The organism is Polycladospora coralii (assembly GCF_014773435.2).
GTDB lineage: Bacteria > Bacillota > Bacilli > Thermoactinomycetales > Thermoactinomycetaceae > Polycladospora > Polycladospora coralii.
In genome coordinates this window covers 127,250-152,295 of the sequence record NZ_JACXAG020000002.1, presented here as the reverse complement: position 1 = coordinate 152,295, position 25,046 = coordinate 127,250, and the positions used below count along the sequence as shown (strand labels likewise).

Sequence of the window (25,046 nt, the reverse complement as noted above, 5' to 3'; positions counted from 1 at the left end):
TTTCACAATAGCGAAAGTGGTTTTTTATTGGAATTTAACGTCGTGTCGACTTGGTATCAAAAGCATCCCTTAACCCATCACCGATAAAATTAATACATAATACGGTAAGTACAACCATAATACCAGGCGGTACCCATAACCATGGCTGTTCTTCAATCACACGCATATTTAGCGCTTCATTTAACATGTTACCCCATGTTGGCGTAGTAGGTGGAACTCCCATACCAAGGAAACTAAGTGCTGATTCTACCAAGATCATATTTGCAACTAGCAATGTTGCTGCCACAATTAGTGGAGCCAACACGTTGGGTATCATATGACGCGCAATGATGTAAAAGTCATTGGCACCAATCGCTTTTGCACCTAAAACAAACTCTCGCTCACGGAGTGATAAAAATTCACTTCTAATAATACGAGCTGTTGAAGCCCAAGCCGTACATCCTAACGCAATGATGAGAATCCATTCATTGGTACGTTCGAGTAGTGCCACTAAAAATAAAACCATTAATAGTGTCGGCAAGGTTAACAATACATCTGTCAGACGCATAATAACCATATCTACCCATTTCCCAAAATAGCCTGCTAAAGCACCTAATGTCCCCCCAATCAAAACGGTGAGCATCATCGTGGCAAATCCGATCAATAAGGAGATACGCCCACCGTATATTAAGCGGGCAAATACATCTTGTCCAGCATCATTTGTTCCTAGCCATTTCTCACTACTTGGTTCAGCACTTGTATTATAAAGATCTGTCGCTGATGGATCTACTTGAATCAAGATTGGAGCTGCTATTGAAATCAATGTGATCAACGTTAAGATGATCAATCCAATTAGAGCTCCTTTATTTTTACGAAAACGAGTAAAAGCAAGTTGAAAAGGGGATTGTCCTTTAATCGCTTTATGAGACCCTATAGGTGTCTTCGTATTCTCATCTATTTTTATATTGGGGTTTGACATGTATCCGTCACCACCTTAATCATATCGAATGCGTGGATCTGCTACAGAGTACAAAATATCTGCGATCAGATTCCCAATTAAAACAAAGATCGCGATAATCATATATCCCGCCATGAGAATCGGGTAATCACGATTAATCGTTGCTTCATATAATAAACGACCTAATCCTGGCCAAGAAAAGATGGATTCTGTAATAATAGCCCCTGAAACGAGTAAGCCTAAATCTAAACCGAATAAGGTAATTAGAGGCAACAATGCATTGCGTAGCACATGTTTACGAAGGACTACTTTTTGATCTAAACCTTTAGCAAAAGCAGTACGTACAAAATCTTGTTGCTTGGCATCTAAAACACTTGCACGAATATAACGGGTATAGGCTGCAATCGATAGAAAGGCTAAAGTAAATGCAGGCAATAAAACATGATGTAATTTATCCAAAATATAGGCCATTCCGGTATAGTCATTTCCCACTGTTTCAGTACCACTATACGGAAACCATCCTAAATAAAAAGAGAAGAGATAGATGGCAATCAGTGCCCCATAAAACGTAGGGATAGACAAACCCACAAACGAAATCCCCGTAATGGTATAGTCTATTTTACTGTAAGGACGTTCTGCAGAAAAAATTCCGATCGGGATAGCCAATATATATGTGATAATCATAGCCGTAATCGCAAGAAAAAAAGTATTTCCAATTCGATTGCCAATCATTTCAGAGACTTCAACTTTATGCCGAAACGAGATACCAAAATCTCCTTGTATGAAGTTTGACGCCCACATGAAGTATTGCTCAACTGGAGGCTTATCAAATCCAAAATCTTTTCTCATTTTCTCATAATATGAAGCATCAATATTCGGGTCAAATTGCCCACTGAAGGCATCTCCTGGTGCTAATTGCACTAAACTAAACAAGATAACAGAAATAAGAATGATGACTGGAATAGAGATTAGAAATCTACGCACGATATATTGAGACATATCAACCCTCCTTATATACAAGGGATGTAGAAGCCCTTAAACCTTCTACATCCACCCTTCGATTCAGCTTACTTCGCTACCCACCAATCAATCGCATCAGGTGATTCAATCGCACCTCTCCAGTCGAAGGTTACGCCATTAACACGCTTATTCCAAGCTTCAATCCGGTTTTGACCATATAAGAATACTTGTGGCACATCTTCATTAATTTTTTCAGTCCACGTTTTATACATTTCTTTTCGTTTGGCTTGGTCAAAAGCATCTGAACTTGTTACTGCCGCTTTAATTAACTTGTCGCTCTCCGCATTTTTATAACGTAGATAGTTAAATGTATCGGTACTGAGGAAAATACCAGATGGATCAGGATCAGGAACTAAACCCCATCCCGCTAGATACAATTCTGTTTTTCCTTGTTCGACAGCATCATAGTGTGAAGCGACTTCACGTGGTTGTTGTAAATCAATCTTTAGGCCTATTTTTTCTAGATTTTCTTTAATGATCGGCGCTGATTGTTCACGCACTGGATTTCCGGTTGGATAATCTAATTTAAGTGAAAATGCTTTTCCATCCTTACCTTCTACAAAGCCATCCCCATTTAAATCCTTATATCCAGCCTCTGCCAAAATTGATTTTGCTTTTTCAACATCATAAGGATAAGCATCATCTAAGCCTTCGTTATAAGCCCAGCTTACTTTAGGAATATGTTGGTTGAGTACATATCCATGTCCTTTCAGTAGTCCTTTCACCATAGCAGCACGATCAATCCCGTATACTAACGCTTGGCGTAACTTTTGATCTTGTAATTTGGTGCTTTCATGGTTAATCCCCATATACTGATAACCGAAGTCACCAATTTCTTTGATCTCTACATTGTCATTTTTATCTAAATCATCGAACTCTTTTGGTTGAATTTGAGGTACAAAATCGACGTCACCCTTCTTTAATGCCCCAATTGCAACATCTTGGTTAACTACTTTTAATACAATTTGATCTAAATGCGCTTTTCCTCTCCAATAATCATCATTACGTTCCAATACGACATACTCATTCGCCTTAATTTCTTTCACTTTAAACTCGGCATTTCCTACTATATTTTTCTTCGTTGGTTCAGCATTTGGCATATCTTTGATCGGAACGCCTTCATATAAATGCTTCGCAAGTGGATAGTCCCATATTTCCGAAATGGTGTTAGCCTGTGCTTGATTCAATTCAAGTTTAACTGTATAGTCGTCTATTTTTGTTATCCCTGCTATTTTGTCTGCTTTACCATCTTTCTTTTCCTGTGCCCCTTTAATCATGGAGATATTGGAGAAACGAGGACCGGTGTATTCTTTATCCGCAATCACTTCCCAAGCAAAAATCATATCGTCTATGGTGACCGGTTTACCGTCATGCCATTTCGCCTCTTGTTTCATTTTGATGGTTAGTGTTTTATTATCATTTTCAAACTTGTAGCTATCTCCTAATGATTTCTCCGTCGAAATATTTAAATTGCTATCATAGCCAAATAAATCATCAAAAGTATACTCCAGCACATAGGCATCATACTGATCTTCATAAAACACCGGATTAAATATCCCTTGAGGTGCACTAAACATTGCTAATGTGACTTTGCCACCATCTTGGGGTTCACCAGTGGCACCATTACCACTTCCTGCATCTTGCTTGTTACCACAAGCTGATAAAAATACCGATAAAACCAAAATAAATGAAATACTCAGAAATGATAACTTTTTTTTCACAATTACTCCCCCTTAATGATTGATTCAAATCGTAGTACACTTTATAGTCGAAATACGTGTTCTATCACCTCCTTACAATAGGATCAAAACGCTTCATCCCATGATCCCCCGATGTTTTAGCCTTCATCAACATCGTATAAATGGCAGGCTACAAAATGTTCCTCACCGATATCAAGAAGCTGTGGTCTCTCTGTTTTACAACGTGCAAACGCTTTAGGGCATCGTGGATGGAAGGCGCATCCACTAGGGGGATTAGATGGGCTTGGTACATCCCCAGATAAGATGATTCGTTCTTTTTTCACCTTTGGATCTGGAACGGGTACTGCTGATAGTAAAGCCTTTGTATACGGATGGAGTGGTTGATCATAAATCTTTTGCTTTGGTGCAATCTCGGCCATTCTCCCCAAATACATGACACCAACACGATCAGAAATATGTTTAATCACACTTAAATCATGTGCAATAAAGATATACGTCAAATCCAACTCTTTTTGCAAATCATCCATTAAATTGACCACTTGTGATTGAATCGATACATCTAATGCTGACACCGGTTCATCTGCTATAATCAACTTCGGCTCTAGCGACAGTGCCCGCGCAATACCAATTCTTTGTCGTTGTCCTCCAGAAAATTCGTGAGGATAACGAGTGATGTATTGTGCATTTAATCCTACAAGATCCATCATCTTTTTCACTCTTTTTTGACGCTCTTGCTTATTATATAGCCCGTGTACTTTCATAGGCTCTTCTATTAGTTCTCCTACCGTCATTTGCGGATTTAATGATGCATAGGGATCTTGAAATACCATTTGAAGATCTCTTCTTACCGCTTGCATCTCTTTCCTCGCTAATCGTGCAATATCTTTGCCTTCAAATAAAACTTCTCCCGCAGTAGGCTCCAATAACCGGATTAACGTTCGGCCTGTTGTAGATTTACCACATCCTGATTCTCCGACCAAGCCGAAAGTCTCTCCTTTATTTACTGAAAAACTGATGTTATCGACTGCTTTTACCTGTCCAACCGTACGTCTAAATACTCCACCTTTTATCGGAAAATGTTTAGATAAATTTTTAACTGTGAGTAGCGCCTGACTCATTGTAATTCGTCCCTTCTCCTAGTTCATACAAAAAGCAACGTACTTGATGTCCATTTTTTCTTTGATATAGACTAGGTTTTTCTTTAGAACATCTTTCCCATGCTTGAGCACAGCGTGGTGCAAAGCGACACCCCACAGTCACCTCATTAGGAGCAGGAACGGTTCCAGGAATAGAATACAGTCTTTCTTGCTGTACATCTAATGAGGGTACGGATTTGATCAATCCCTGCGTATAAGGGTGGGAAGGATCTTCAAATAAGGAAAGGGCATCCGCTTCTTCAACAACTTCCCCAGCATACATCACCACAACCCGATCGGCCATTTCTGCTACAACACCTAAATCATGTGTAATTAACAGAATAGAGGTATCAAATTTTTCTTTTAATTCTTGCATTAATTCAAGTATTTGTGCTTGAATGGTTACATCAAGGGCTGTAGTGGGTTCATCTGCGATTAGTAATGATGGATCCACACTCATCGCCATCGCAATCATCACCCTTTGTCGCATTCCTCCTGATAATTGATGGGGGTATTCCTTCATCACTTCTACTGCACGCGAAAATCCGACTAGTTTTAACAAGGCAACCGCTCGATCTTTTGCTTCTTTTTTTGATAATTTTCGATGCAAAAGCAACCCTTCCGTGATTTGATCTCCAATCGTTAAAACAGGATTTAGCGAAGTCATAGGCTCTTGAAATATCATTGCAATATCATTTCCACGAACTTTCGACATTTCTTTATCAGACAGTTCAACTAGATTATGATTATTAAATATAATTTCGCCATTCATAATTTTTCCATTAACTGGTAATAATTGCATAATAGATAGTGAGGTCATACTTTTTCCGCATCCCGACTCACCCACCAGAGCAAGCGTTTCTTTCTTTTTAATATAAAGAGAAACATCGTCAACTACTGTAACGGATCCCATACTAGTTGAAAAAGCCGTTTTTAAATCATTTATTATGAGCAATTTTTCATCTATCATCTGCTACCCTCCTGTCATTTTATACATCATCTCATCACATATAATGAAATAAAATTATGAATATAAGAAACAAACTGGCATATAATTATTATATTCTACCCATTTCGACAAATTCCTTCTCACATTTTTAATATATCAGAAATTAAATTCGTTATTAAACTCATATGCCTGTTTTGCTATTCATATTCAACTATTATCAGTAATTTTAAGAATGTTTGTACCAAATTGCAAGTCTTTATTTATAACCTTATTATGGTAATAAATCAAAATAAAGTATCAGATAGCTTCGTAATCTACTTAAATAAGCCTATTTCTCTATCAATGTACAATAGAGAAATAGGCTTATTTTTGATTTTACTTATCCTCATTATATAGGTGACACGCAACCCAATGCTTTGGTCTAGCTTCTTTCCATTCTGGAACCTCTTGCGCACAGATATCCATCACATGTGGACAACGTGTACGGAAGCGGCAACCACTCGGAGGATTAATTGGACTTGGTACATCCCCCTCTAGAATAATTCGCTCACGTGTACGCGAAACCTCAGGATCTGGCACAGGTACAGCAGATAACAAGGCCTGTGTATAAGGATGTAGCGGCTCATCATATAAACTATCGCTATCCGATAACTCCACTAAATTACCCAAATACATGACACCAATACGATCAGATATATATTTCACCATGGATAAATCATGGGCAATAAATAAATAGGTAAGTCCGCGTTCTTTTTGTAGTTTTTTCATCAAGTTCACAACTTGTGCTTGAATCGACACATCTAACGCAGAGATCGGTTCATCCGCAATAATAAAATCAGGTTCCAACGCTAAGGCCCGTGCGATACCAATACGCTGGCGTTGTCCACCACTAAATTCATGTGCGAAGCGGTCAGCATGCTCAGCGTTTAACCCTACTACTTCAAGCAATTCAACCACACGCCTACGACGCTCTTCGCCTTTAGCTAAGCCATGGATATCGATACCTTCAGCAATGATATCTAAAACTTTCATCCTTGGATTAAGCGAGGCATAAGGGTCTTGGAAAATCATTTGCATTTTTTGGTTAAACTGATTTAACCCTTTACCTTTTAATTTATAAACATCTTGATCATTAAACTTAACGGAACCAGAAGTCGCTTCATATAGACGAATCAAAGTTCTACCGATGGTCGACTTTCCGCAACCTGACTCTCCTACAAGTCCCAATGTTTCACCACGGATAACATCAAATGTGACACCATCTACTGCTTGTACAACTTGTTTACCAATATGGAAATGTTTTTTCAAGTCTTTTACTTCTAATATGACATTTTCTTTAGATGCCATCCTTATTCCCCCCTCACTGCGCCAGCAGGTGGTTTAACATCCGGTGCCAGTGGATGATCCAACCAACAAGCTACTTGATGCGTTGTCGAAACCTCTGTTGTCTCTGGCATTTGTTCCGTACACACCTTCATGGCATGTGGACAACGCGCTGCAAACGGACAACCAGGAGGTGGATTGAGTAAATTAGGGGGAGAACCTGGAATCGGTAATAACTCCGTATTGTCATCTTGATCCAATCTCGGCATGGAAGCAAGCAAACCCCATGTGTATGGATGTTTCGGCTGATAAAAGATTTCATCCAGCTTTCCAGTCTCAATCACTTTACCTGCATACATTACCACAACACGATCAGCAATGTCCGCTACAACACCAAGATCATGTGTGATTAAGATAATAGAGGTATCAATCTTGTTCTGAAGATCTTTCATCAAGTCAATTATTTGTGCTTGAATCGTAACATCAAGTGCTGTTGTCGGTTCGTCCGCAATCAAAAGTTTCGGTTGACACGCAAGTGCAATCGCAATCATGGCACGTTGCCGCATTCCACCACTAAATTGATGTGGGTATTGTTTTATACGCGACTCGGGAGATGGAATGCCTACCAAACGTAACATTTCAATCGCTTTTTCATGGGCTTCTTGTTTACTCATATTTTGATGTTGGATAAGCCCTTCTGTGATCTGTCGACCTACTGTCATCGTAGGGTTTAAGGAAGTCATAGGATCTTGGAAAATCATCGCGATATCATTTCCACGTACCTTTTCCATTTGCTTCTCACTGTACTGGGCCAAATCTTGTCCTTCAAACACGATTTGACCTTCTTTAATAAAGCCAGGTGGGTTTGGAATAAGACGCATAATCGTTTGTGAGGTTACACTCTTTCCACAACCTGATTCACCCACAATAGCGACCGTTTCACCCTTTGTTACATCAAATGTAACGCCTCGAACTGCTTGTACTTCTCCGTTAAATGTATTAAACGAAACATGTAAGTCTTTCACATCTAATACCTTAGTCATTAAATCTCCCCCCTTTTTATTTCCGCATTTTAGGATCTAGTGCATCACGCAAACCATCACCTAATAAGTTAAACGACAACATAATTAAACTGATGATCAGTGCGGGCCAAAATAGTTGGTAAGGATAAATTTGTAATAATTTATTTCCGTCGTTTAATAGTACCCCTAAACTAGCACCAGGCGGTCGTAAACCTAATCCAATAAAACTTAAAAACGCCTCGAAGAAGATAGCACTTGGGATTGCAAAGGTTACCGCTACGATGATCGGACCCATCACGTTTGGAATTAGATGCTTCGTCATAATGCGATAGGTACTCGCACCAAGTGTACGTGCCGCAAGTACATACTCTTGTGATTTTAATTTCATCATTTGTGCCCGTACAATTCGAGCCATGGGTACCCACCCGGTAATGGATAATGCCAAAGCAATCGGTATAATTCCAGGTTCAAATACCAGTAGCATCAAAATAATAATAATCAGGTTAGGAATCGAATACAAAATTTCTAGGAAACGTTGCATGATGTTATCGACTCGTCCACCATAATATCCTGAGACTCCCCCATACGTAACGCCTATCGTCACATCCAGAAAAGCTGCTAAAAAAGCGATTAAAAGCGAAATTTTTGCACCGTACCACGCTCTGGTCCACAAGTCACGACCAAATTTATCTGTTCCAAAGTAATGATCACCAGAAAACGATTCGAGATTTTGAATATCGTAGTTTTGCGTTGAAATATCATACGAATTCATGTATGGACCGACGAAGGACATCACAATAAACAGAATAATAATGGAAAGTCCAACAATCGCCCCAATATTGGTGCGAAAGCGGCGTATCACATCTTGCCAATAGCTGACTGATTCTTTGCGGATCTGTTCGCCTTCACTGCTATCCAGCTGTGCGGGCTTAAACAGATCTGGAGATAATTTTTCAGACGTATTCATGTTATGATCACTCCTTTGCTCCAGATAGTCGAATCCGTGGGTCAATAATTCCATATAAGATATCTACTATGAAAATGACCGAGACGATTAATATACTATAGAAAATTGTAATTCCTGTAATCATCGTATAGTCGTTGTTTACAATTGATTTTACGAAGTACTCTCCAATTCCAGGTAAAGCAAAGATTTGTTCAATCACAAGTGACCCCGTAATAATATTGACAGTCAATGGACCTAAGATGGTAATAGCAGGAATAAGTGCATTACGCAAAGCATGTCTAAATACGACTGTACGACGTGGCAGACCTTTCGCTTTTGCGGTTTTCATATATTCAGCATCTAATACCTCCACCATTTCCGTTCGAATATAGCGAGAGATGATGGCAACAACCACGAGTGCAAGTGCAAACGATGGCATAATAGAGGAAGCATATGATTCCCATAGCGCAACAGGTAAAATCCCCCATTTAACTCCCACAAAGTAGGCTAACAAGGCCCCTAAAACGAAGTTCGGAATTGAAATCCCAAACACTGCAATCATTGTAGATAAGTTATCCATCCAAGTTCCCCGTTTTAAGGCGGCAATTAAACCAAGTAGTAAGCCGACAATAGAGCCAAATACAACCGCTTGTCCACCAATAAATGCGGATACTGGAAAGCCTTCAGCAATCATACCCGATACTTCACGGCCGTCTTGCGTATACGAAGCACCTAAATCACCCTGCACGAGTCCACCCATAAAGTTTAAATACTGGACAGGTAGCGGATCATTCAATCCATATTTTTCCATGATTTGCTCTTTAATGTGTTCTGGTAACTTCTCTTCATTTTTAAGTGGTGTACCAGGCAATAGATGCATTAAAAAGAACGTTACTGTCGCGATAATCCATAAGGTTACAACCATATAAGATAAGCGTTTCAGTGTGTACTTTAGCACATTCCCTCACATCCTTTCAAATTAAGTGCAAGGCTGAAGGTATATATCAAACCGCGATATATACCTTCAGCTCACATGGTCGTTCTCTATTTAATTAAATAGATTGATTTACTTACCTTCTTCTACATAAGTCCATTTCAAGCTATAATCAGGACCAATTGCATGCCAATGCATATCTTTAATCTTTTGGTTAATTAAGGATGGTGAGCTTCTGAAATATCCTGGAGCAATACCAGCATCTTCGATCATAATTTTTTCTGCTTCTAACAGTTGCTCTAGACGCTCGTCGAAGTTTTCATTTGCTTGTGCCTTCTTAACTAACTCGTCATATTGCTTGTTGCTCCATTTACCACGGTTATAAGAATAGCCTGTTGTAAAGATTTCGAGGTAGGACATCGCATCGTTGTAGTCAGCGGCCCATCCACCAAGAAGTAAGTCAAAGTTACCTTTTTTACCACGCTCTAAGCGCTCTTTAAAGGGTACAGAAGTAATTTTCACTTCTAATCCAAGGTTTTGCTTTAATTGTTCTTTAACAAAAGTTAAATCATCTTTCGCTCCTGATGTATCGTCCCCAACAATCTCAACTGTTGGTGCTTTATCAAGACCTAATTCTTTCAAACCTTCATCAAACAATTTTTTCGCTTCTTGCGGGTTGTACTCAATATTTACTTTCGCTAATTCACGGAATTTCTTGTCATCGTTTCCACGAATAGCAGGACTTACAAAACCAGCTGCTGGAACTCCATTTTTTAAGATTTTATCCATTTCTGTTTGACGGTCAATCCCGATCATAACCGCTTTACGGATCTTCGCATTTTTGAAGATGCTATCTTCTTTAATTTGGTTCATTTCGGTGTAGAATACAGTACTTTCAGGTTGTAAGAAGTACTCTGGCTTGTCTTTATTTGAATCGATAAATTCTGAACCAACACCTGTGTAATCCACTTTACCTGTATTGTACAAGTTCATGCTGGTTGTTGCGTCTTTAGAAATCGTTACGTTAACCGTATCTAATTTCACAACATCTTTTTCCCAGTATTGATCGTTTTTCTTATATGTGAAACTACTTTCATGTTTCCATTCGCTTAATACAAATGGACCGTTAAATACCATCTTGTCAGGATCAAGTGCATATTTCTCACCATGTTTTTCAACAATATCTTGACGTTGTGGTAGGAAAGTACCAAATGTAAGTAGGTCTTTTAGATAAGGAACATCTTGCTTAAGTCTGATTTCAAGTGTTTTGTCATCAATTGCATTAACGCCAACTTCTTTAGCTTTCGCTTTACCGGCATTGTATTCTTCAGCTTTGTCAATTGCATTCATGATAAATGCGTATTCAGAAGCTGTGTCTGGATTCATCGCACGCTTCCATGCATATTCAAAGTCTTTCGCTGTTACAGGTTTGCCATCGCTCCAGTTTGCATCGCGGAGTTTAAACGTATAAGTTTTATTGTCATCGCTTTTAGTTGGTTCTTCAGCTGCCATACCAAGTGTTGGTTTGCTATCTTGATCTAAACGATAAAGTCCTTCGTTTACGTTATTCAAGATTGTGAAAGATGCACTATCAGTAGATCTTGCACTATCTAAGTTAGGTGGTTCCGCGGTTTCAATTAAATTGATTACGTTACCTTTCGCATCACCACTATCTCCACCGCCAAAAGAACAAGCAGACAATACTAAGGATGCTACTAATAAAATAGCAAATGTGGATGTTAGCTTTCTCCAATTTCTCATTCTGTTTCCCCCTTAAAATGTTATGAAGTATGGTATAACCTTTTCGAAATTAGGTTTTACCGAAACAAAGAAAATTATTGCTACATGACCTGACTTCTTGTCATAATCTGTTTGAAATCAGTGTAAATTTCACATAATTCAAACAAATAATTTACACTCGCATTTCTTTGCCTTAGTAATATTTAAAACATAAATACCCATTTTGTAAAGACCTATGTTTTGGAAAATCTTATTCATTAACTAAATAAGCCCATTTTAGTGAGTATTCTGGTCCATAAGCATGTCTGTAAAGTTCTTTAACATGCGGTTTTTGAATATAAGCATTGGATGCGTAAATAAGCGGAATAATAGCAGATTGCCCTTTTCCTTCTGTTCCCACAAGGATTTGTTCTGCTTGTTTTAATAACTCATATTGCTTGGCTTGATTCGATTCTGACTTCGCCTGTTCAAGCAATTTGTCGTATTCAGCATTACTAAAACCTGCCCAGTTCATACCCGCATCCGATTGAAAGATCTCTAAGAAGCTAATTGGATCATTATAATCTGCTCCCCAGCCTAACATGCCCATTTGATAATTACCTTCTCTTAAATTTTGTAAATGAACGCTCCAAGGAGGGGCATCCAACAAAACATTTAGACCTAAGTTTCGTCTTAATTGTTCTTTAATGGCAACAGCCATGTCTCTTTTCGCCGTACTGTTATAGGAAATCATCTGAATCTCTTCAGGTGCACTGCTCAGCTTTAATTCTTCCAATCCCTTTTTCCAATATTCTTTCGCTTTGCTCACATCATATTTAACCACTTCACCATGTTTTCGAAATGATTCATTGCCGACACCATTTAGTGAAGGAGGAACAAACCCACCTGCAGGTTTTGAGCCGTCTTTCATGATCTTATTAGCCAGTACATCACGATCAATTGCTAAATTAATCGCTTTGCGGATATTCGTATTCTTAAAAAACGCTTCTCCTTCTTTGTGATTAATGCGTAGTAGTATATAATTCGAACTTGCAAGTTCTACGGAGATAAAATCTGGTGTTTGTTTATAAACTTCTACATATGCTTGATCGAGAGCGGTAGCATCAATTCGATCGGTATTATATAAATTGATACCCGTTGGAATATCCATCCCAATATATAATTCTACTTTTTCTAACTTGACTGCTGGACGATCCCAATACTCTTCGTTTTTAGATAAGACCACTTTATTATTAGCCCACGAATCTACTTTAAATGGGCCACTATAAACCATATTCTGTAAACCCTCTACCGTTCCATATTTCGTTTTCGCCTTCTCTACTAAATCTTTTTTTTGCGGTAAAAAAGCAGGCAAGGTCGTCAAACTTAAAAAGTTGTTTTGCGGTTTCACCAACTTAACTTGCAAAGTGTGGTCATTTGGTGCCATAATTCCGACTTTATCTACACTAACCTTCCCATTTGAATAATTTTCTGCATTGACAATGGGTGCGAATATATATCCATAGTCCGTAGGTTCTTTGGGATTAATCGCTCGTTTCCATGCATATGCAAAATCATGGGCTGTAATAGGGGTGCCATCACTCCACTTCGCGTCTTTACGCAACTTAAAAGTGTAGTTTGTCTTATCTTTGTTCGTTTCAACATCCTCTGCAATACCATTAACAAGTTTTTTGTCTTTTCCCATTCTCATTAAGCCTTCTTGTACATTATTTAGTACATTCATAGAAGTTGAATCGGATGCTTTCACACTATCTAACGTAGCAATATTTTTTTGTTCCGTAAGGCGCAAGGTTTGATTTTCCGCAAACCCCTTTATATCCGCTTTACCGTTTGAAGAAAAACTACATCCTGTGAGCACGATGCTTAGAGCAAGTCCTATACAAAATTTTCGTGTGAACAAACATTTCTCTCCTCTCTATGCATTTAAACTTGATTTCTTTCTCCCTAGTATAAATAATAATTGATGTCAGGTCTATGAAAAGCTATGATGGAAATCAGTTTATTGATCTTTTGTAGTGGGATGAAGCCCCCAAGTCTTCATCAGGTGGCATATCATCTCCATCATTTTTAATGCAGGGTGTAATATAAGTTCATCGATTTCATCCCCAATCTGCGGAGGTCCTGCTTGTGCCAAAAAAATTATTGCTATACATCATGGGGATCACCAGCCTCACCATGCTTATTACTTGGTTGGCTTCAGATTTCAATCCCCTCATTTTTGCCAATTATATATTCCTACTGGGTCTTTTATTTTTAGTTTTTGCAGGATTTTTTTATGTAGTGCATGGTGGTTTTTTTACTATTTTTAAAAAATCTTGGCGTATGTTGATGAGTAAAAAAAAGGAATCTTTTCAAGAGCAAGCGGATACAGAATGGATGAGCCCACTTATCATTATCTTTTTCGTTTGTGGCCTCCTTTTTTGCTTCAGCTCTCTTTTCTTTTATATGGACTAAAAGCATGAAATCCTAAGGCTCTAGAGCCTTAGGATTTCATTGATGTATCCAAGTAACAAGTGGAATCTGTACAACAAAATTTTCTTCTATTTGTGGCATCAATTGCTTGAGGACATCTACCTTTTGTTTTTCTTGTTCCATAATTTGTTTCATTTTACTTCCCCAATCCTTGCTATTGTCACTCCCTTCATGGTAGGCCAACTTCAAAGTGTGAATAAGTTGCTCAGGATATAAACTTCGTAGGTACATCAAAGTAAATTCTGATTCTTGTATGGGAACATTTTGATGATACCGCTGTAGGATTTGTTTCATCATTGGTAATGATCCTGTTTTTCCGTACGCATACCATATCCATTTTGTGAGATCGTACATCCTACTATCTAGTCGCACTTGATTCCAATCTATAAATTTGATCTGATTCTGCTGATCAAACAAAATATTTTTCCGATGTAAATTACCGTGACAAACCTTCCCTAATGCATAGGAATTTTGCCACGCTTCGTCTCCATTTAACTTTTCATAATGCTGGATAATACTTTCTACTAAACCAGTCGTATAGGCTGCGGCTTTTAACCAATGATGATCAAGTGGCGTAGGATTGGGTGTATACCTCGCTGCGACATTGAATATTTCGATTTGTTTATAATCTTTTTCCCATTCTATTTTCCATGTATGATCTTTCTGGATTAATTTATAATTTTTCTTTTCTTTAAAATTACGTGTTTGCGCATGCAAGTCTGCTATTGCTTCTGTCGCTGCGATCCAATCCGTTACATGTTGAAAACTCCGCGGCGAGTATGTATCCGTCCACGATAATAAACAATACCGATGACAAAACCCGTCAAAATACGGTTTATTTCGGATTGTATGGATCGGAACGGTTACAAATGGTGTATGCTCTGCTAACTCAATAAGCAGATATAGATATTCCGTCATCTCCTTAGGTACCCGTTTTAGCACATATATGCCTTCATTGGTATATAATTTCAATACACCTTCAACCGGCTCTACTTCTTGTAATTTTAATCCATATTGGACTGAAAGTAGTTCAGGCAATCTTTTTTCTCCAGTCCACGCTCCGATCTTCCGGTTTAAGCTGGTCATTTAAGTCACCTCATCATTTTGCATTATGTTATGCAAAGCATGGGGAGAGGTGCCTACTTCAATCGTTTGGAAATCGGATGTATGACGTCTAATCCTCCCGTTATATTAATCAAACTTCCCGTTACAAAATCAGATGAATCCTCAACTAAAAACCGGATTACACGCGCCACATCTTCTCCTGATCCCGGTCTTCCTCGTGGTGTTTCTCCATCTGGTAATCCATTTATCTGATCAATATACTTCTCCTTATTCTCACCTACGATATCACCTGGACAAACCATGTTTACCGTAATTCCAAATGGCGCTTCTTCTACCGAAAGCGTCTTCGTAAATGAAGCTAGACCACTTTTGGCAGCCGCATAAACGGAACGATCTGGCCATGCAGGAGCTTCTTGCACACGACCAAAACCAAAAAAAATAATTCTTCCTTGTTTGTGCTCACGCATGTGTGGAAGAACCGCTTTAGCCATCCATAATGCACTTAACAGATTACCATTAATCATTTCCATGATATTTTCATCTGAATGTTCAACAAACATTTTTCTTTCTCTAATAAATGGTCCAACCGTATGGATGAGACTATCAATCTTACCAAACTGTTTGAATGTCTCTTGTACGATTCTAAAGCTATCCTCACGTTTACTCACGTCTCCATATATCGGAAATGCCTTATTACCTGTGTTTTTTATTTGCTGCAGTAAGTTGTCCATTTTCTGATCTCGATGACGACTATTGCAAGCAATTTGCCAATCGTTCTGTGCTAGTATCAATGCTGCCAGCTTACCTAACCCTCCAGAACACCCTGTAATTAGAGCCACTTTTTTCATATTATCCATTTCCTTCCATGGTCATAGTCGATACACATTACAAAACAAGCGTGTCGATTTTTCCATGTAGCCCGTATATTTTGGTTAATGGACACTACTGATCTTAAATAGTGAATCAACACGCTGGTTATGTGACCCTGCTTTTTAACAATCGATGCGATATAAGACCTTGCCATCTTTTGTGATGGATTGTATCTCACCTTGCACACGTAGATATTCTAAGTGCGCAAGAACTTCCGATAAAGCAAATCGTAAATTGTGAATACTTAATTTCTCACCAAATACCTGTTTGCATATTTCATAGGCAGTTGTTGCTTTCGTACGCAACAATACTTTCTTCATTTCCTCTAACCGATGTTTATGATGTACCAACAACGTGTCGATCCGTTTTTCATAGTGATGAAACACTTTACCATGCGACGGAAAAACCGTTTGTACGGGGATTTCCTTCATCTGACGCAAGGTAGAAAGATAGGTTTCTAGCGGATTGGGATCACATCTCGGCCATAAACTAATATTCGGTGAAATACGGGGTAATAAAAAATCTCCACCGATCAGCCACTTACGAGCAGGATCATAGAAACTTAAGTGTCCGTCAGCATGACCCGGTGTATGTAGAATTTGATATTCATAGTCTCCTAAATAAATGGTGTCGCCAGCTTTAATAAAAGATGGAGAAGGATGAGGCTCAGCAAACCGATGATAGCTTCGTAAATGAGCAGGAATTTTTTCGACAAATTCGACTTCTAATCCATGCCTAGAAAAAAAAGAAGCCATCGCTTCAGGCATATCACCATTATCGCTTAGAAACAATTGTGCATGCTTATAGTCAGTCTCTGATAGATATACAGGTGCACCTGTCCACGCTTGTAAAGTTCCTGCCAAACCATAATGATCAGGATGATAATGGGTGAGCACAATTTTTTCGACTTCATCCCATTTGAAGCCCAACTGAGATTGGACCTCTTCCCATTTATCAACATCTTCCTGAATATGTAGCCCTGTATCTATTATGGTGTAGCCATTCTTCCCTTTTATTAAAAATGCGTTAATTATTTTTAATGCAAAAGGTAGCGGTAATTGAACTTCAATAATATCTTCCCATCTATTCAAATTGTTCCCTCCTATTGATTCTATCTAATAAATTATTGAGCATTGTAATTTGCGTGGTTTTCCCATATGAAATCTCATGTACTTTGCATTTCATGCACTTTAACCAAACTTTACAATCGGTCTATTTTGGCTCAAAATAGACTGCCTCACGACTGCCGTTTATTAGATTGATTATCTTGTCTGCTTGCTCCCCATCATAATCATACGTTCACTATCCACTGAATAGGACGCACCACTAAAATTACCAAAAGCATGTTCAATTGTTAAACCTGCCTTATCTAACATTTCTTTCATTTGATCGATTGTATACATTTTTACATGTTCTAAATATTCACGTTGCCCTTTATGATCCACAATGGTTATATCTTTAATCACACTATTCCCTTCAATACGGCGTTTTTCTTTAATATATGTTTCACCCTCTTGTCTTGAGCTTTCTGGAACTAGATTGTCGATAACGGCATCTCGATTTAAATAGTCAATAAAAAAGCGTCCGTTTGGTTTTAGGACACGTGCCATCTCCGTCAATACTTTCTGATTGTCACCATCACATTGAAAGTAACCAAATGAAGTAAATAAATTTAAAACAACATCAAATGAGTTTGCCACGAATGGGAGATGACGCATATCTCCATGTATAAAAGGAACCCCATGATTATCTCTTTCATGTACAGCGTATGAAAGTAATACTTCTGATAAGTCCATACCCATAATATTATAGCCTTGATTTGCAAAATTTAGCGTGTGTCTACCTGTACCACAGCACAAATCTAATATAAAGTCTTCTTTTGTCAGATTGATCCATTCGATAATTTGACTCACCTCGAAAGAAGCATCTTGTTTAGAACGATGCTTGTACACCAATAAATAATCCTCACCGAAGCTTTTTTCATACCAATGTGACACTGTTTTTCCTCCTTCTATTCTTTCGTCTGTTGCTTAACATGATAGATACAATTTTGTCCACCTTTGGCCTTACATTCCAACCGCGTAACATCGGTTTCAAGCAAATTCTTGAACCAGCCCAGTTCACAATCACAAGCTTGATGATATTGATCGGCTACTTGTGAAATCGGACAATTATATTCAATCAGTTCATAACTTCCATCTTCAAGCTTTTTCCATTTTACCATGTACCCTTTACGATCTTGAATTTCGGCTAATTTGCTTACACGTTCTTCCAATGTCAAATTTGAAAATGTCGCATCGTATTGATCTGTTATCCGTTTCATTCTGCGCTTAAATAAGCGATCGACTTTATGCTCTCCACCTTCCTCTTCGATATCTTTTAAAAGATCGAGTGTAAAGCTTTGATAACTTTTAGGAAACACTTCTTCGGCATCTGATGTTAAATAGTATCGTTTAGTCGGTCGACCCATTGACTGGCGAAATTGTTTACCATAAATGAGGTTTTCCGCTTCCAGGGTATTTAAATGACGCCTGATCGCCATCTCTGTAATGCCTAGTTTTTCAGCCATTTCACTCACTGTAAGTGGCGCTTCCACTTTTAGCATGTACAAAATCTCATTTCTAGTACCTCCTTCTTTCATCATCCAACCTCCTTCACATCATCTCATTCAGCTCTTGCTCGATATAATGAAGTACCTCACTACAAAATTGCGCATACAGTTTATGATCCGATACCATCTTTTCTACCTTTTCCTCGTCTAGTTCATGGTAATATCGTACCAATTGCTCTCTAATTGTTACTTGCTCCTTCATCCATTCCCCTAGTTTGGATGTTATCACACGTTCATCCTCTAAGATATCAACAATATCATGATATCCTCCGGGATCCCTCATTATAAAGCCATCTATCATTACAGTTCCTACATCAATCATACACTCAACCGCAACATGCAAAGCACGTTCAAGCGCAAATCGATTTATGTGATTGACAGGTTGACCTTCTAAATCAGAAATCACAAGACCACACAATTGTAATACCTCTAGTTGTTTCTTTATGCGGTTTACATCTACTTCATATATCACAGTATTATGACCTCCACTGGTTATTGTGCAACTAAACTTCATATCAATGCGTCTAATAGTAAAGTGAACGCGTTTTAGCGAAAGCTGAAACATCGGGGAATCAGATGGAGACTCTACTCCACCTGATTAAAGCCCCACTTCTATAAGCGGGGGTCTGAACCCACTCCACTTTCATAAATAAGGAGGATTCTATGTCTCATTATAAACTAAGGTACACCCCTATGCTGATTATTTTGTTGTTTTTCTTAACCATAGGTTGTGAGCAGTCAAGTAATGAAATGAGTCTAGAAAGCACAGAGCAATCTGTCCAGCAGCCATCGGATACTTCTCCTGATCAAGTTGACAAGATGATCAAACAAGAGCCCCTATCTGTTAGTCAGCAGCCGATTAAACAGTCCCCTACAACGCAAGTGGTATATACCGCTAATATCCAACTTACTGTTACCAACTTTGAGAGAAGTAAACGGGAACTAGAAAAAAGGTTTCCTGCTTATCAAGGGTATCTTGTTAACAGCTCAGAAAACCATTCGACTGAAGCCATATCTGGTCATTTAACCATCCGCATCCCACATCAACATTTCCAATCTTTTCTAACTGATATTCAAAAAATGTCTGGAACGCAACGACCGAACATCCATGTTACAGGAACCGATGTCACAGAGGAAATGGTCGATCTGAAATCACGTCTTAATGGGAAAGAAGCGATGGAAAAAAGATTACTCAATTTAATGAATCAAGCAGATAAGACGAGTGATTTGCTTAGCATTTCCAAACAACTTGACATGACACAAAGTGAAATCGAACAGATTAAAGGGCGTATCCAATATCTGACTAACCAAGTCGACTACGCCACTTTTCATATTTCAATTCATCAGCCTAAGAATGCTTTGAACACCGACACTGCATTAAATAAACAACTTCATGAAGCTTTAGCTTCAGGTTGGGTAAATTTTAAATCGGCAATTGCCAGCAGTTTAATCTTTATGGTTAAACTTCTTCCATGGTTCATTACGATTTCTCTACTTGGTTTAATCACCTACCTGTTCATACGTTATCTGCGCAAAAGTAAATAACCACGCTTAAAGCCGTTCAAGTCAAAAGCATACTTTTGGACTGAAGGGTAAATATTACAGTTGTAATGGATTAAAGGAGGGTTTAATTTGCAGATCACAAGTAAAGACCTAAACTATTTAGCTGATGAGCTTTCGTGGGAAATGTTAGCCATGAAAAAATGCGCACATTATGCTAATGAATGCCAAGACACAGAAGTAAAACAGATGATTGACAGTGTGGGACAAATGCATCAACAACATTATATCACGCTACTACAACAACTACAGTCAGCTACGGGTGGACTTATGGCAACGATGCAACAACAAAACTCACCCAATCATACCTACACCCAATAAGGAGTGATTTTATCGTGCAATCGAAGCAGATGTCTGATCGTGATCGTTTAACAGATATTTTGTCACTGGAAAAGTATTTGGCTAATGGTTATAACATCGCAACGCAAGAAGCAAGTAATGAGACACTTTATCAATCTCAATTTCAAATACTAAGTAGCGTTCATCAAACGCAAAGAGATCTATTTAACTTAATGCAACAAAAAGGCTGGTATCAAATCGAACCGGTGGAAGAGCAAAAGATTACGGATAAAGCAAACCAATTTACACAAGACCAAGCGCAATTTCCCTATGCATGAGCCTTTTTATGTAGACCGGATTCCCTAAGAGAATCCGGTCTTTTGTTTTTACATCACTAATTTTGTCAACTGGTGGCTTCCTTTGTCATGAAGAAGGAATTTTTTTACATACATCGAAATCGTAGACACAAGTACTTCTACTTACTTTATATAAATCGAGAGAAATGAAGATTTACAACTGTCCAATTCCTCTTATAGGCTGTGTATTTTATTTAAAGTTGTACCAATCTGCTAATAAAATAAATGATTTCTAGCGCACACAAATATCTAACTACAAAACTGGAATTACAATCATTTGACAAATGTAGGGTGAAATAAAACTTTCAGGAGGATGACCTAATGGAAAAAGAAGTATGTATTTCAACAAGAGAAGCTGCTGATCACCTTCGTGTACATGCAAGAACAATTAGAAAATGGATTGACACTTTTGAAGAGTATGTTAAGCCAGATTGGAATGAGAGAGGTCACTATATTCTAGATGAACAAAGTTTAGTGCGATTAACAGAAATCAAAGCGCGCTTACAAGAGCCGCAAGCCTCAATGAAACAAGTAAGAGAAGATTTAATGCGCGAAGGTAAGATGCAAGTAGAAGCAGTAGAAAGTTATAAAAATCTGCAACAAGATACTGAAAAATCATTAAATCATTTAATGGAGACGATGGAAAGCGTTGGCGATATGATGGAAGATTTGTTTGAACGTATGGAGAGACTAGAAGGACATATGTATGGCTTATTCGATTCATTAGAAGATATGGAACATAAATTAGTCTCTGTCTCATATGAAACGGTTCATGCCAATGAAGTGCAACAAATGTTTGATGATATTCGAAAAAGACAAGATCAGCTTAGAATGGAGCTTCGCAATGCCACTTTTACGCAGCGTTTAACTGCATCCGCTAGTGAGCAAGGTTTACTCCCACGTCGCCAGAAAAAAGCACGCTTTCTAGGTATATTTTAGATGTTTTGGTCATATTCATCTCCTTCCAGAGGGATAATACGCTTTTATCTACAATTTCCATGTTATAATATGAACCGAACAATCGAAAAAGGAGCATGATCATAACAGTGGATAACCTGATGTTTTTATATGATGAAGCAGAAAATACAAAAACGCGATTCGTAAGCTTTATGGGAGAGACTGCCCGATTTGACTTAGCCATAACGTCGTCGGGTCGATTTTACGGCAAATTGCTCGTACTAAATCTTTTGTCAAATCGGTTTGCAATTATTGGGAAAGATGATCTAGATGAACCTGGCTACTTAGAACATGTTTACCAAATGGCGGATGAAGAGGCAGAAGAGTTACGACAATTTTTATATACACTCTCTTAACCCTATGTAGAACATAATTTCAGCAAAATCGGTTATGTTATATATAGAGGGGGGAGTGCGTACACACATGAATGAACAAAAAAAGTGGCGTGATTTAGGCACAGTTGAGTCACAACGAGATGAATTGGTTCCTGAAGAGTTTCCAGAAGGACCAGTCGGGGCTGCTACGAATGAAGCGCGATTGGGAAAAGATTCTCCTTGGCGTGAAGGACAACATGCTTCACCACGTTTCACCTATGAAGTTCGTGAATTTCATGCAGGGTTAAAACGACAGTTCCCTGGTAGTCACCCCACACATGATGATCCCCAAGATGAATAGCGCGATATAAGCAAAGTCCCGCTCAGCTAGGCGGGACTTTGCTTATATCTTTTTTAAAACAAAGTAAGCACATCCGAAGTTACAAAATTCGTTTAGATATTCTTGTAAATACGTAATTTTAGATTCGTTCGTAGCACTTTGGTGACTATCATCAAAAAATCCTTTTAAACGTAATTGACCATACCCAAGGTCACCTACAATATAATCATATTTCGATAATATTTCACTATATCGCTTCTTAAACATTACCGTATTAAAAGCATCTTTATGATCCGTAATCAGTTCATATTTAAGCCCTTGTATATCGATTCGATCCATTCCATTCAACCTTCACTTTCCTTTTCAACTTCTTTCCCTATTTTAACATATTTCCCATACAAGATGGCTTTCCTCATCTTCTACGTATAAATGTTTATATCCTGTTTATCCATCATCTACTTAGTGAAAAATATCTGGGGTATAAATCAAAATAACGGACATGCTAAGTCTAATCGAAAGGTCAATATTTAAAACAGGAGATGAAGTCAAAGATGAGCTATTTATCACCTTTCATGACATTTTTACTCATTATTACCATGATCGCTTGCTCTCCTAATACAGATTCAAATATGAATCAAGCAAATTCGAACGATAATGTACAGTCTCTCTATCATGATGATCAAGCACCATCTCGTTTTAACCGCACAAGTAATCATGATCAGATGAATGGTCAAGAAAATGTAAACGGTAGTGGTCAGAATCAAATCGGGTACTTTCACTATAGCCCTACAAACGAAGTGAAAGGTGAAGCAGTTGCCCCTAAAATTACAATCGATCGGCCGTTGCTAGCAAGACAAATCGCTCAACTGATCACCGTTCATCCTGATGTCAAAGAAGCAACCACTTTAGTAACCGATGATCATGTGTTTATTGGAATACAACCTAGAAACGCACAAGTTGCCACTAATGCAACGAAAGAGGCGATCCGAACCGCTGAAAGTTTAACGCCACGCTTCTACAAAATTAATTGTACGAGTGATAAAGAACTCCAATCCCAAATTGATTCCGTCGGAATGCGAATGAGAGGTTCTGCTGATGTAGAGGGTGTGCGCGGTGATTTAGAACAATTATTGCGAGAGATGGGCGATGAATCGCCACCTCAGTTAAATCGTTCCCTAGAACCAAAAGGGATTATTGATATTAATCCTAAACAAAAATAATGATCATAAAAAGAGATGGGATCCATTACTGACCTCATCTCTTTTGTTTATTGTTAGAGGTGTCGATAAGTGAACTTGTTTCAGCCAAGGCTGAAACATAGGGAATCAAGTGGGGGTCTGACCCCTTCCTGACTACACCTTATCGCGCCATAAAAAACCTTTTCATCATCGGGGGGGTAACGAGAGTGGTAATGAGGATCACGACGACCACTACAGCAAATAATTCTTTGCTGAGAAGCGTTGTTTCTAAGCCGATTGCTGCGATGATAAGCGCAACTTCTCCCCTAGATACCATTCCTGCACCAATGCCAAGAGAACTACGCCACCCAAACCCAGCGAGCTTTGCCCCAATGGCCGGTCCAATCAATTTAGTAGCAATCGCAATTATACTTAGGAGTAAGATGAGCCCCCACTGATCCCCAATACCGATCAATTCTACGGTAACACCAATCGAAGTGAAAAAAACAGGGACAAAAATGGAATACCCAATCGTTTCTACTTTCTCAAAAACTTCGTGCTTATAGTTCGTAAGACTAATTCCTACCCCAGCAATATAAGCACCAATTATGGCAGCTACCCCTGCATAATCAGCTACAAATGCATAGACAAAGCAGATAATAAGCGCAGCTGAAATCACAGATTCAGTAACACGCAAAGGAGCTAAAACTTTCATTATCCAAGGAATCACTTTCCAAGCAGCGACAATGGCAATGATGAAGAAACCTGCTTTTAAAAGAATCACTTCTCCCATATGAACATCGCTACCAGCAAAGCTCATCAGAAAAGCAAGCGAAACAATAACCAAAATGTCATCAATTACTGCTGCTCCTAGAATAGTCGCTCCTTCTCGTGACTTAAGTTTGTTCATTTCTTTCAATGCTTGAACGGAAATGCTAATACTGGTTGCTGAAAGTAAGAGACCTAAAAATATCGCCTGGAGCTGAGGTAATCCCATTAAAATACCCGCACCATATCCCGCTAATAAAGGGAAAATAAGACCAAGTACCCCAACGTAGCTTGAAGCTTTACGTGTACTTTTTAATTGTGCCAGATCCGTTTCCAGACCTGCGATAAACATCAAAAGGATCACACCAATTTGGCTAAGCTCACTCAGAATTTCGGTATTAGTGATAATCCCTAATACAGCAGGTCCCAATACAATACCTACGAGTAATTTCCCCAAAACTGCAGGCTGGCCCAATCTTACACTCACGTCTCCCGCAACTTTAGAAGCAAATAAAATCACTGCTAATTCGATAATGAGCATATCTTTATCTCCCCTTTTGTATATGTTT

General features: G+C 38.5%; 27 protein-coding genes. 8 read left to right on the top strand and 19 right to left on the bottom strand.

The genetic code is table 11. The annotated features are described in order from the left end of the window. Positions 1-34 precede the first annotated feature (34 nt). The 11 genes from opp4C to IC619_RS04825 all read right to left on the bottom strand — a co-directional run bounded on the left by opp4C (position 35) and on the right by IC619_RS04825 (position 13,607). The gene (gene opp4C, locus IC619_RS04875) at positions 35-958 is read right to left on the bottom strand and encodes an oligopeptide ABC transporter permease (protein WP_191139202.1); all 924 of its coding nucleotides are present in this window, start codon (positions 956-958) and stop codon (positions 35-37) included. Between the two features lie 15 nt (positions 959-973). After that, the gene (locus IC619_RS04870) at positions 974-1,936 is read right to left on the bottom strand and encodes an ABC transporter permease (RefSeq protein WP_191139203.1); all 963 of its coding nucleotides are present in this window, start codon (positions 1,934-1,936) and stop codon (positions 974-976) included. 68 nt (positions 1,937-2,004) lie between these two features. Further along, positions 2,005-3,678: an ABC transporter substrate-binding protein gene (locus IC619_RS04865; RefSeq protein WP_191139204.1), complete on the bottom strand. Its 1,674-nt coding sequence runs from the start codon at positions 3,676-3,678 to the stop codon at positions 2,005-2,007. A 116-nt stretch (positions 3,679-3,794) separates the two neighbouring features. Further along, positions 3,795-4,775 carry an ABC transporter ATP-binding protein gene (locus tag IC619_RS04860; protein ID WP_191139205.1) on the bottom strand — a complete coding sequence of 327 codons (981 nt, stop codon included), beginning with the start codon at positions 4,773-4,775 and terminating at the stop codon, positions 3,795-3,797. Then, entirely contained in the window at positions 4,750-5,763 is a 1,014-nt protein-coding gene (locus tag IC619_RS04855; RefSeq protein ID WP_191139206.1) for an ABC transporter ATP-binding protein, read from the bottom strand. The genes IC619_RS04860 and IC619_RS04855 overlap by 26 nt, the downstream gene beginning before the upstream one ends. A gap of 354 nt (positions 5,764-6,117) precedes the next feature. Beyond that, entirely contained in the window at positions 6,118-7,089 is a 972-nt protein-coding gene (locus tag IC619_RS04850) for an ABC transporter ATP-binding protein (protein ID WP_191139207.1), read from the bottom strand. Positions 7,090-7,091: 2 nt separating this feature from the next. Beyond that, positions 7,092-8,108, bottom strand: coding sequence for an ABC transporter ATP-binding protein (locus IC619_RS04845; RefSeq protein ID WP_191139208.1), 1,017 nt, complete (start codon positions 8,106-8,108; stop codon positions 7,092-7,094). 16 nt (positions 8,109-8,124) lie between these two features. Then, on the bottom strand, positions 8,125-9,054 hold the full coding sequence (locus IC619_RS04840; protein ID WP_191139209.1) for an ABC transporter permease: 930 nt from the start codon (positions 9,052-9,054) through the stop codon (positions 8,125-8,127). Positions 9,055-9,061: 7 nt separating this feature from the next. Next, the gene (locus IC619_RS04835) at positions 9,062-9,991 is read right to left on the bottom strand and encodes an ABC transporter permease subunit (RefSeq protein ID WP_191139210.1); all 930 of its coding nucleotides are present in this window, start codon (positions 9,989-9,991) and stop codon (positions 9,062-9,064) included. Positions 9,992-10,099: 108 nt separating this feature from the next. Next, positions 10,100-11,728, bottom strand: a complete 1,629-nt coding sequence (locus IC619_RS04830) for a peptide ABC transporter substrate-binding protein (protein WP_191139211.1) — start codon at positions 11,726-11,728, stop codon at positions 10,100-10,102. 229 nt (positions 11,729-11,957) lie between these two features. Continuing rightward, positions 11,958-13,607: a peptide ABC transporter substrate-binding protein gene (locus tag IC619_RS04825; protein WP_191139212.1), complete on the bottom strand. Its 1,650-nt coding sequence runs from the start codon at positions 13,605-13,607 to the stop codon at positions 11,958-11,960. Between the two features lie 227 nt (positions 13,608-13,834). Here IC619_RS04825 and IC619_RS04820 point away from each other — a divergent pair, with 227 nt between their 5' ends. Next, complete coding sequence (locus tag IC619_RS04820) at positions 13,835-14,161, top strand: DUF3899 domain-containing protein (RefSeq protein WP_191139213.1); 327 nt, start codon at positions 13,835-13,837, stop codon at positions 14,159-14,161. A 36-nt stretch (positions 14,162-14,197) separates the two neighbouring features. Here IC619_RS04820 and IC619_RS04815 read toward each other — a convergent pair whose 3' ends face one another. The 6 genes from IC619_RS04815 to IC619_RS17030 form a co-directional block, all read right to left on the bottom strand. Then, positions 14,198-15,265, bottom strand: a complete 1,068-nt coding sequence (locus tag IC619_RS04815; RefSeq protein ID WP_191139214.1) for a phosphotransferase — start codon at positions 15,263-15,265, stop codon at positions 14,198-14,200. A 53-nt stretch (positions 15,266-15,318) separates the two neighbouring features. Further along, the gene (locus IC619_RS04810; RefSeq protein WP_430624092.1) at positions 15,319-16,101 is read right to left on the bottom strand and encodes an SDR family oxidoreductase; all 783 of its coding nucleotides are present in this window, start codon (positions 16,099-16,101) and stop codon (positions 15,319-15,321) included. A 135-nt stretch (positions 16,102-16,236) separates the two neighbouring features. Further along, entirely contained in the window at positions 16,237-17,205 is a 969-nt protein-coding gene (locus tag IC619_RS04805) for an MBL fold metallo-hydrolase (protein WP_191139216.1), read from the bottom strand. A 171-nt stretch (positions 17,206-17,376) separates the two neighbouring features. Continuing rightward, positions 17,377-18,111 carry a methyltransferase domain-containing protein gene (locus IC619_RS04800; protein ID WP_191139217.1) on the bottom strand — a complete coding sequence of 245 codons (735 nt, stop codon included), beginning with the start codon at positions 18,109-18,111 and terminating at the stop codon, positions 17,377-17,379. Between the two features lie 14 nt (positions 18,112-18,125). Then, on the bottom strand, positions 18,126-18,755 hold the full coding sequence (locus tag IC619_RS04795; protein ID WP_347239761.1) for a helix-turn-helix transcriptional regulator: 630 nt from the start codon (positions 18,753-18,755) through the stop codon (positions 18,126-18,128). Positions 18,756-18,768: 13 nt separating this feature from the next. Continuing rightward, entirely contained in the window at positions 18,769-19,197 is a 429-nt protein-coding gene (locus tag IC619_RS17030; RefSeq protein WP_191139219.1) for a HepT-like ribonuclease domain-containing protein, read from the bottom strand. A 191-nt stretch (positions 19,198-19,388) separates the two neighbouring features. Here IC619_RS17030 and IC619_RS04785 point away from each other — a divergent pair, with 191 nt between their 5' ends. The 6 genes from IC619_RS04785 to IC619_RS04760 all read left to right on the top strand — a co-directional run bounded on the left by IC619_RS04785 (position 19,389) and on the right by IC619_RS04760 (position 22,552). Then, the gene (locus IC619_RS04785; protein ID WP_191139220.1) at positions 19,389-20,270 is read left to right on the top strand and encodes a DUF4349 domain-containing protein; all 882 of its coding nucleotides are present in this window, start codon (positions 19,389-19,391) and stop codon (positions 20,268-20,270) included. 87 nt (positions 20,271-20,357) lie between these two features. After that, the gene (locus IC619_RS04780) at positions 20,358-20,606 is read left to right on the top strand and encodes a hypothetical protein (RefSeq protein WP_191139221.1); all 249 of its coding nucleotides are present in this window, start codon (positions 20,358-20,360) and stop codon (positions 20,604-20,606) included. A gap of 14 nt (positions 20,607-20,620) precedes the next feature. Then, a complete protein-coding gene (locus IC619_RS04775) occupies positions 20,621-20,902 on the top strand; it encodes a spore coat protein (RefSeq protein ID WP_347239760.1) in 282 nt (93 codons plus the stop codon). A gap of 339 nt (positions 20,903-21,241) precedes the next feature. Beyond that, a complete protein-coding gene (locus IC619_RS04770) occupies positions 21,242-21,859 on the top strand; it encodes a MerR family transcriptional regulator (protein ID WP_191139222.1) in 618 nt (205 codons plus the stop codon). Between the two features lie 95 nt (positions 21,860-21,954). Further along, positions 21,955-22,233, top strand: coding sequence for a DUF3055 domain-containing protein (locus tag IC619_RS04765; RefSeq protein ID WP_191139223.1), 279 nt, complete (start codon positions 21,955-21,957; stop codon positions 22,231-22,233). Between the two features lie 67 nt (positions 22,234-22,300). Beyond that, positions 22,301-22,552 (top strand): hypothetical protein, encoded by a 252-nt coding sequence (locus tag IC619_RS04760; RefSeq protein ID WP_191139224.1) that lies wholly within the window; start codon positions 22,301-22,303, stop codon positions 22,550-22,552. Positions 22,553-22,594: 42 nt separating this feature from the next. On the opposite strand, the gene IC619_RS04755 is transcribed toward IC619_RS04760, so the two are convergent. Further along, positions 22,595-22,870: a YutD family protein gene (locus IC619_RS04755; RefSeq protein ID WP_191139225.1), complete on the bottom strand. Its 276-nt coding sequence runs from the start codon at positions 22,868-22,870 to the stop codon at positions 22,595-22,597. 212 nt (positions 22,871-23,082) lie between these two features. Here IC619_RS04755 and IC619_RS04750 point away from each other — a divergent pair, with 212 nt between their 5' ends. After that, the gene (locus IC619_RS04750) at positions 23,083-23,751 is read left to right on the top strand and encodes a YhcN/YlaJ family sporulation lipoprotein (protein ID WP_191139226.1); all 669 of its coding nucleotides are present in this window, start codon (positions 23,083-23,085) and stop codon (positions 23,749-23,751) included. 139 nt (positions 23,752-23,890) lie between these two features. Here the strand turns inward: IC619_RS04750 and IC619_RS04745 are convergent, their stop codons facing one another. Continuing rightward, a complete protein-coding gene (locus IC619_RS04745) occupies positions 23,891-25,018 on the bottom strand; it encodes a cation:proton antiporter (RefSeq protein WP_191139227.1) in 1,128 nt (375 codons plus the stop codon). Positions 25,019-25,046: the final 28 nt, after the last annotated feature.

Bases quoted from the DNA above. Each gene is read 5' to 3' on its own strand.
- IC619_RS04785 (WP_191139220.1), top strand. From the start codon at position 19,389: ATGTCTCATTATAAACTAAGGTACACCCCTATGCTGATTATTTTGTTG.
- IC619_RS04770 (WP_191139222.1), top strand. From the start codon at position 21,242: ATGGAAAAAGAAGTATGTATTTCAACAAGAGAAGCTGCTGATCACCTT.
- IC619_RS04815 (WP_191139214.1), bottom strand. From the start codon at position 15,265: ATGACCAGCTTAAACCGGAAGATCGGAGCGTGGACTGGAGAAAAAAGA.
- IC619_RS04855 (WP_191139206.1), bottom strand. From the start codon at position 5,763: ATGATAGATGAAAAATTGCTCATAATAAATGATTTAAAAACGGCTTTT.
- IC619_RS04765 (WP_191139223.1), top strand. From the start codon at position 21,955: ATGATCATAACAGTGGATAACCTGATGTTTTTATATGATGAAGCAGAA.
- IC619_RS04830 (WP_191139211.1), bottom strand. From the start codon at position 11,728: ATGAGAAATTGGAGAAAGCTAACATCCACATTTGCTATTTTATTAGTA.
- IC619_RS04795 (WP_347239761.1), bottom strand. From the start codon at position 18,755: ATGAAAGAAGGAGGTACTAGAAATGAGATTTTGTACATGCTAAAAGTG.
- IC619_RS04860 (WP_191139205.1), bottom strand. From the start codon at position 4,775: ATGAGTCAGGCGCTACTCACAGTTAAAAATTTATCTAAACATTTTCCG.
- IC619_RS04840 (WP_191139209.1), bottom strand. From the start codon at position 9,054: ATGAATACGTCTGAAAAATTATCTCCAGATCTGTTTAAGCCCGCACAG.
- IC619_RS04845 (WP_191139208.1), bottom strand. From the start codon at position 8,108: ATGACTAAGGTATTAGATGTGAAAGACTTACATGTTTCGTTTAATACA.
- IC619_RS04760 (WP_191139224.1), top strand. From the start codon at position 22,301: ATGAATGAACAAAAAAAGTGGCGTGATTTAGGCACAGTTGAGTCACAA.
- IC619_RS04745 (WP_191139227.1), bottom strand. From the start codon at position 25,018: ATGCTCATTATCGAATTAGCAGTGATTTTATTTGCTTCTAAAGTTGCG.
- IC619_RS04750 (WP_191139226.1), top strand. From the start codon at position 23,083: ATGAGCTATTTATCACCTTTCATGACATTTTTACTCATTATTACCATG.
- IC619_RS04755 (WP_191139225.1), bottom strand. From the start codon at position 22,870: ATGGATCGAATCGATATACAAGGGCTTAAATATGAACTGATTACGGAT.
- IC619_RS04850 (WP_191139207.1), bottom strand. From the start codon at position 7,089: ATGGCATCTAAAGAAAATGTCATATTAGAAGTAAAAGACTTGAAAAAA.
- IC619_RS04870 (WP_191139203.1), bottom strand. From the start codon at position 1,936: ATGTCTCAATATATCGTGCGTAGATTTCTAATCTCTATTCCAGTCATC.
- opp4C (WP_191139202.1), bottom strand. From the start codon at position 958: ATGTCAAACCCCAATATAAAAATAGATGAGAATACGAAGACACCTATA.
- IC619_RS04810 (WP_430624092.1), bottom strand. From the start codon at position 16,101: ATGGATAATATGAAAAAAGTGGCTCTAATTACAGGGTGTTCTGGAGGG.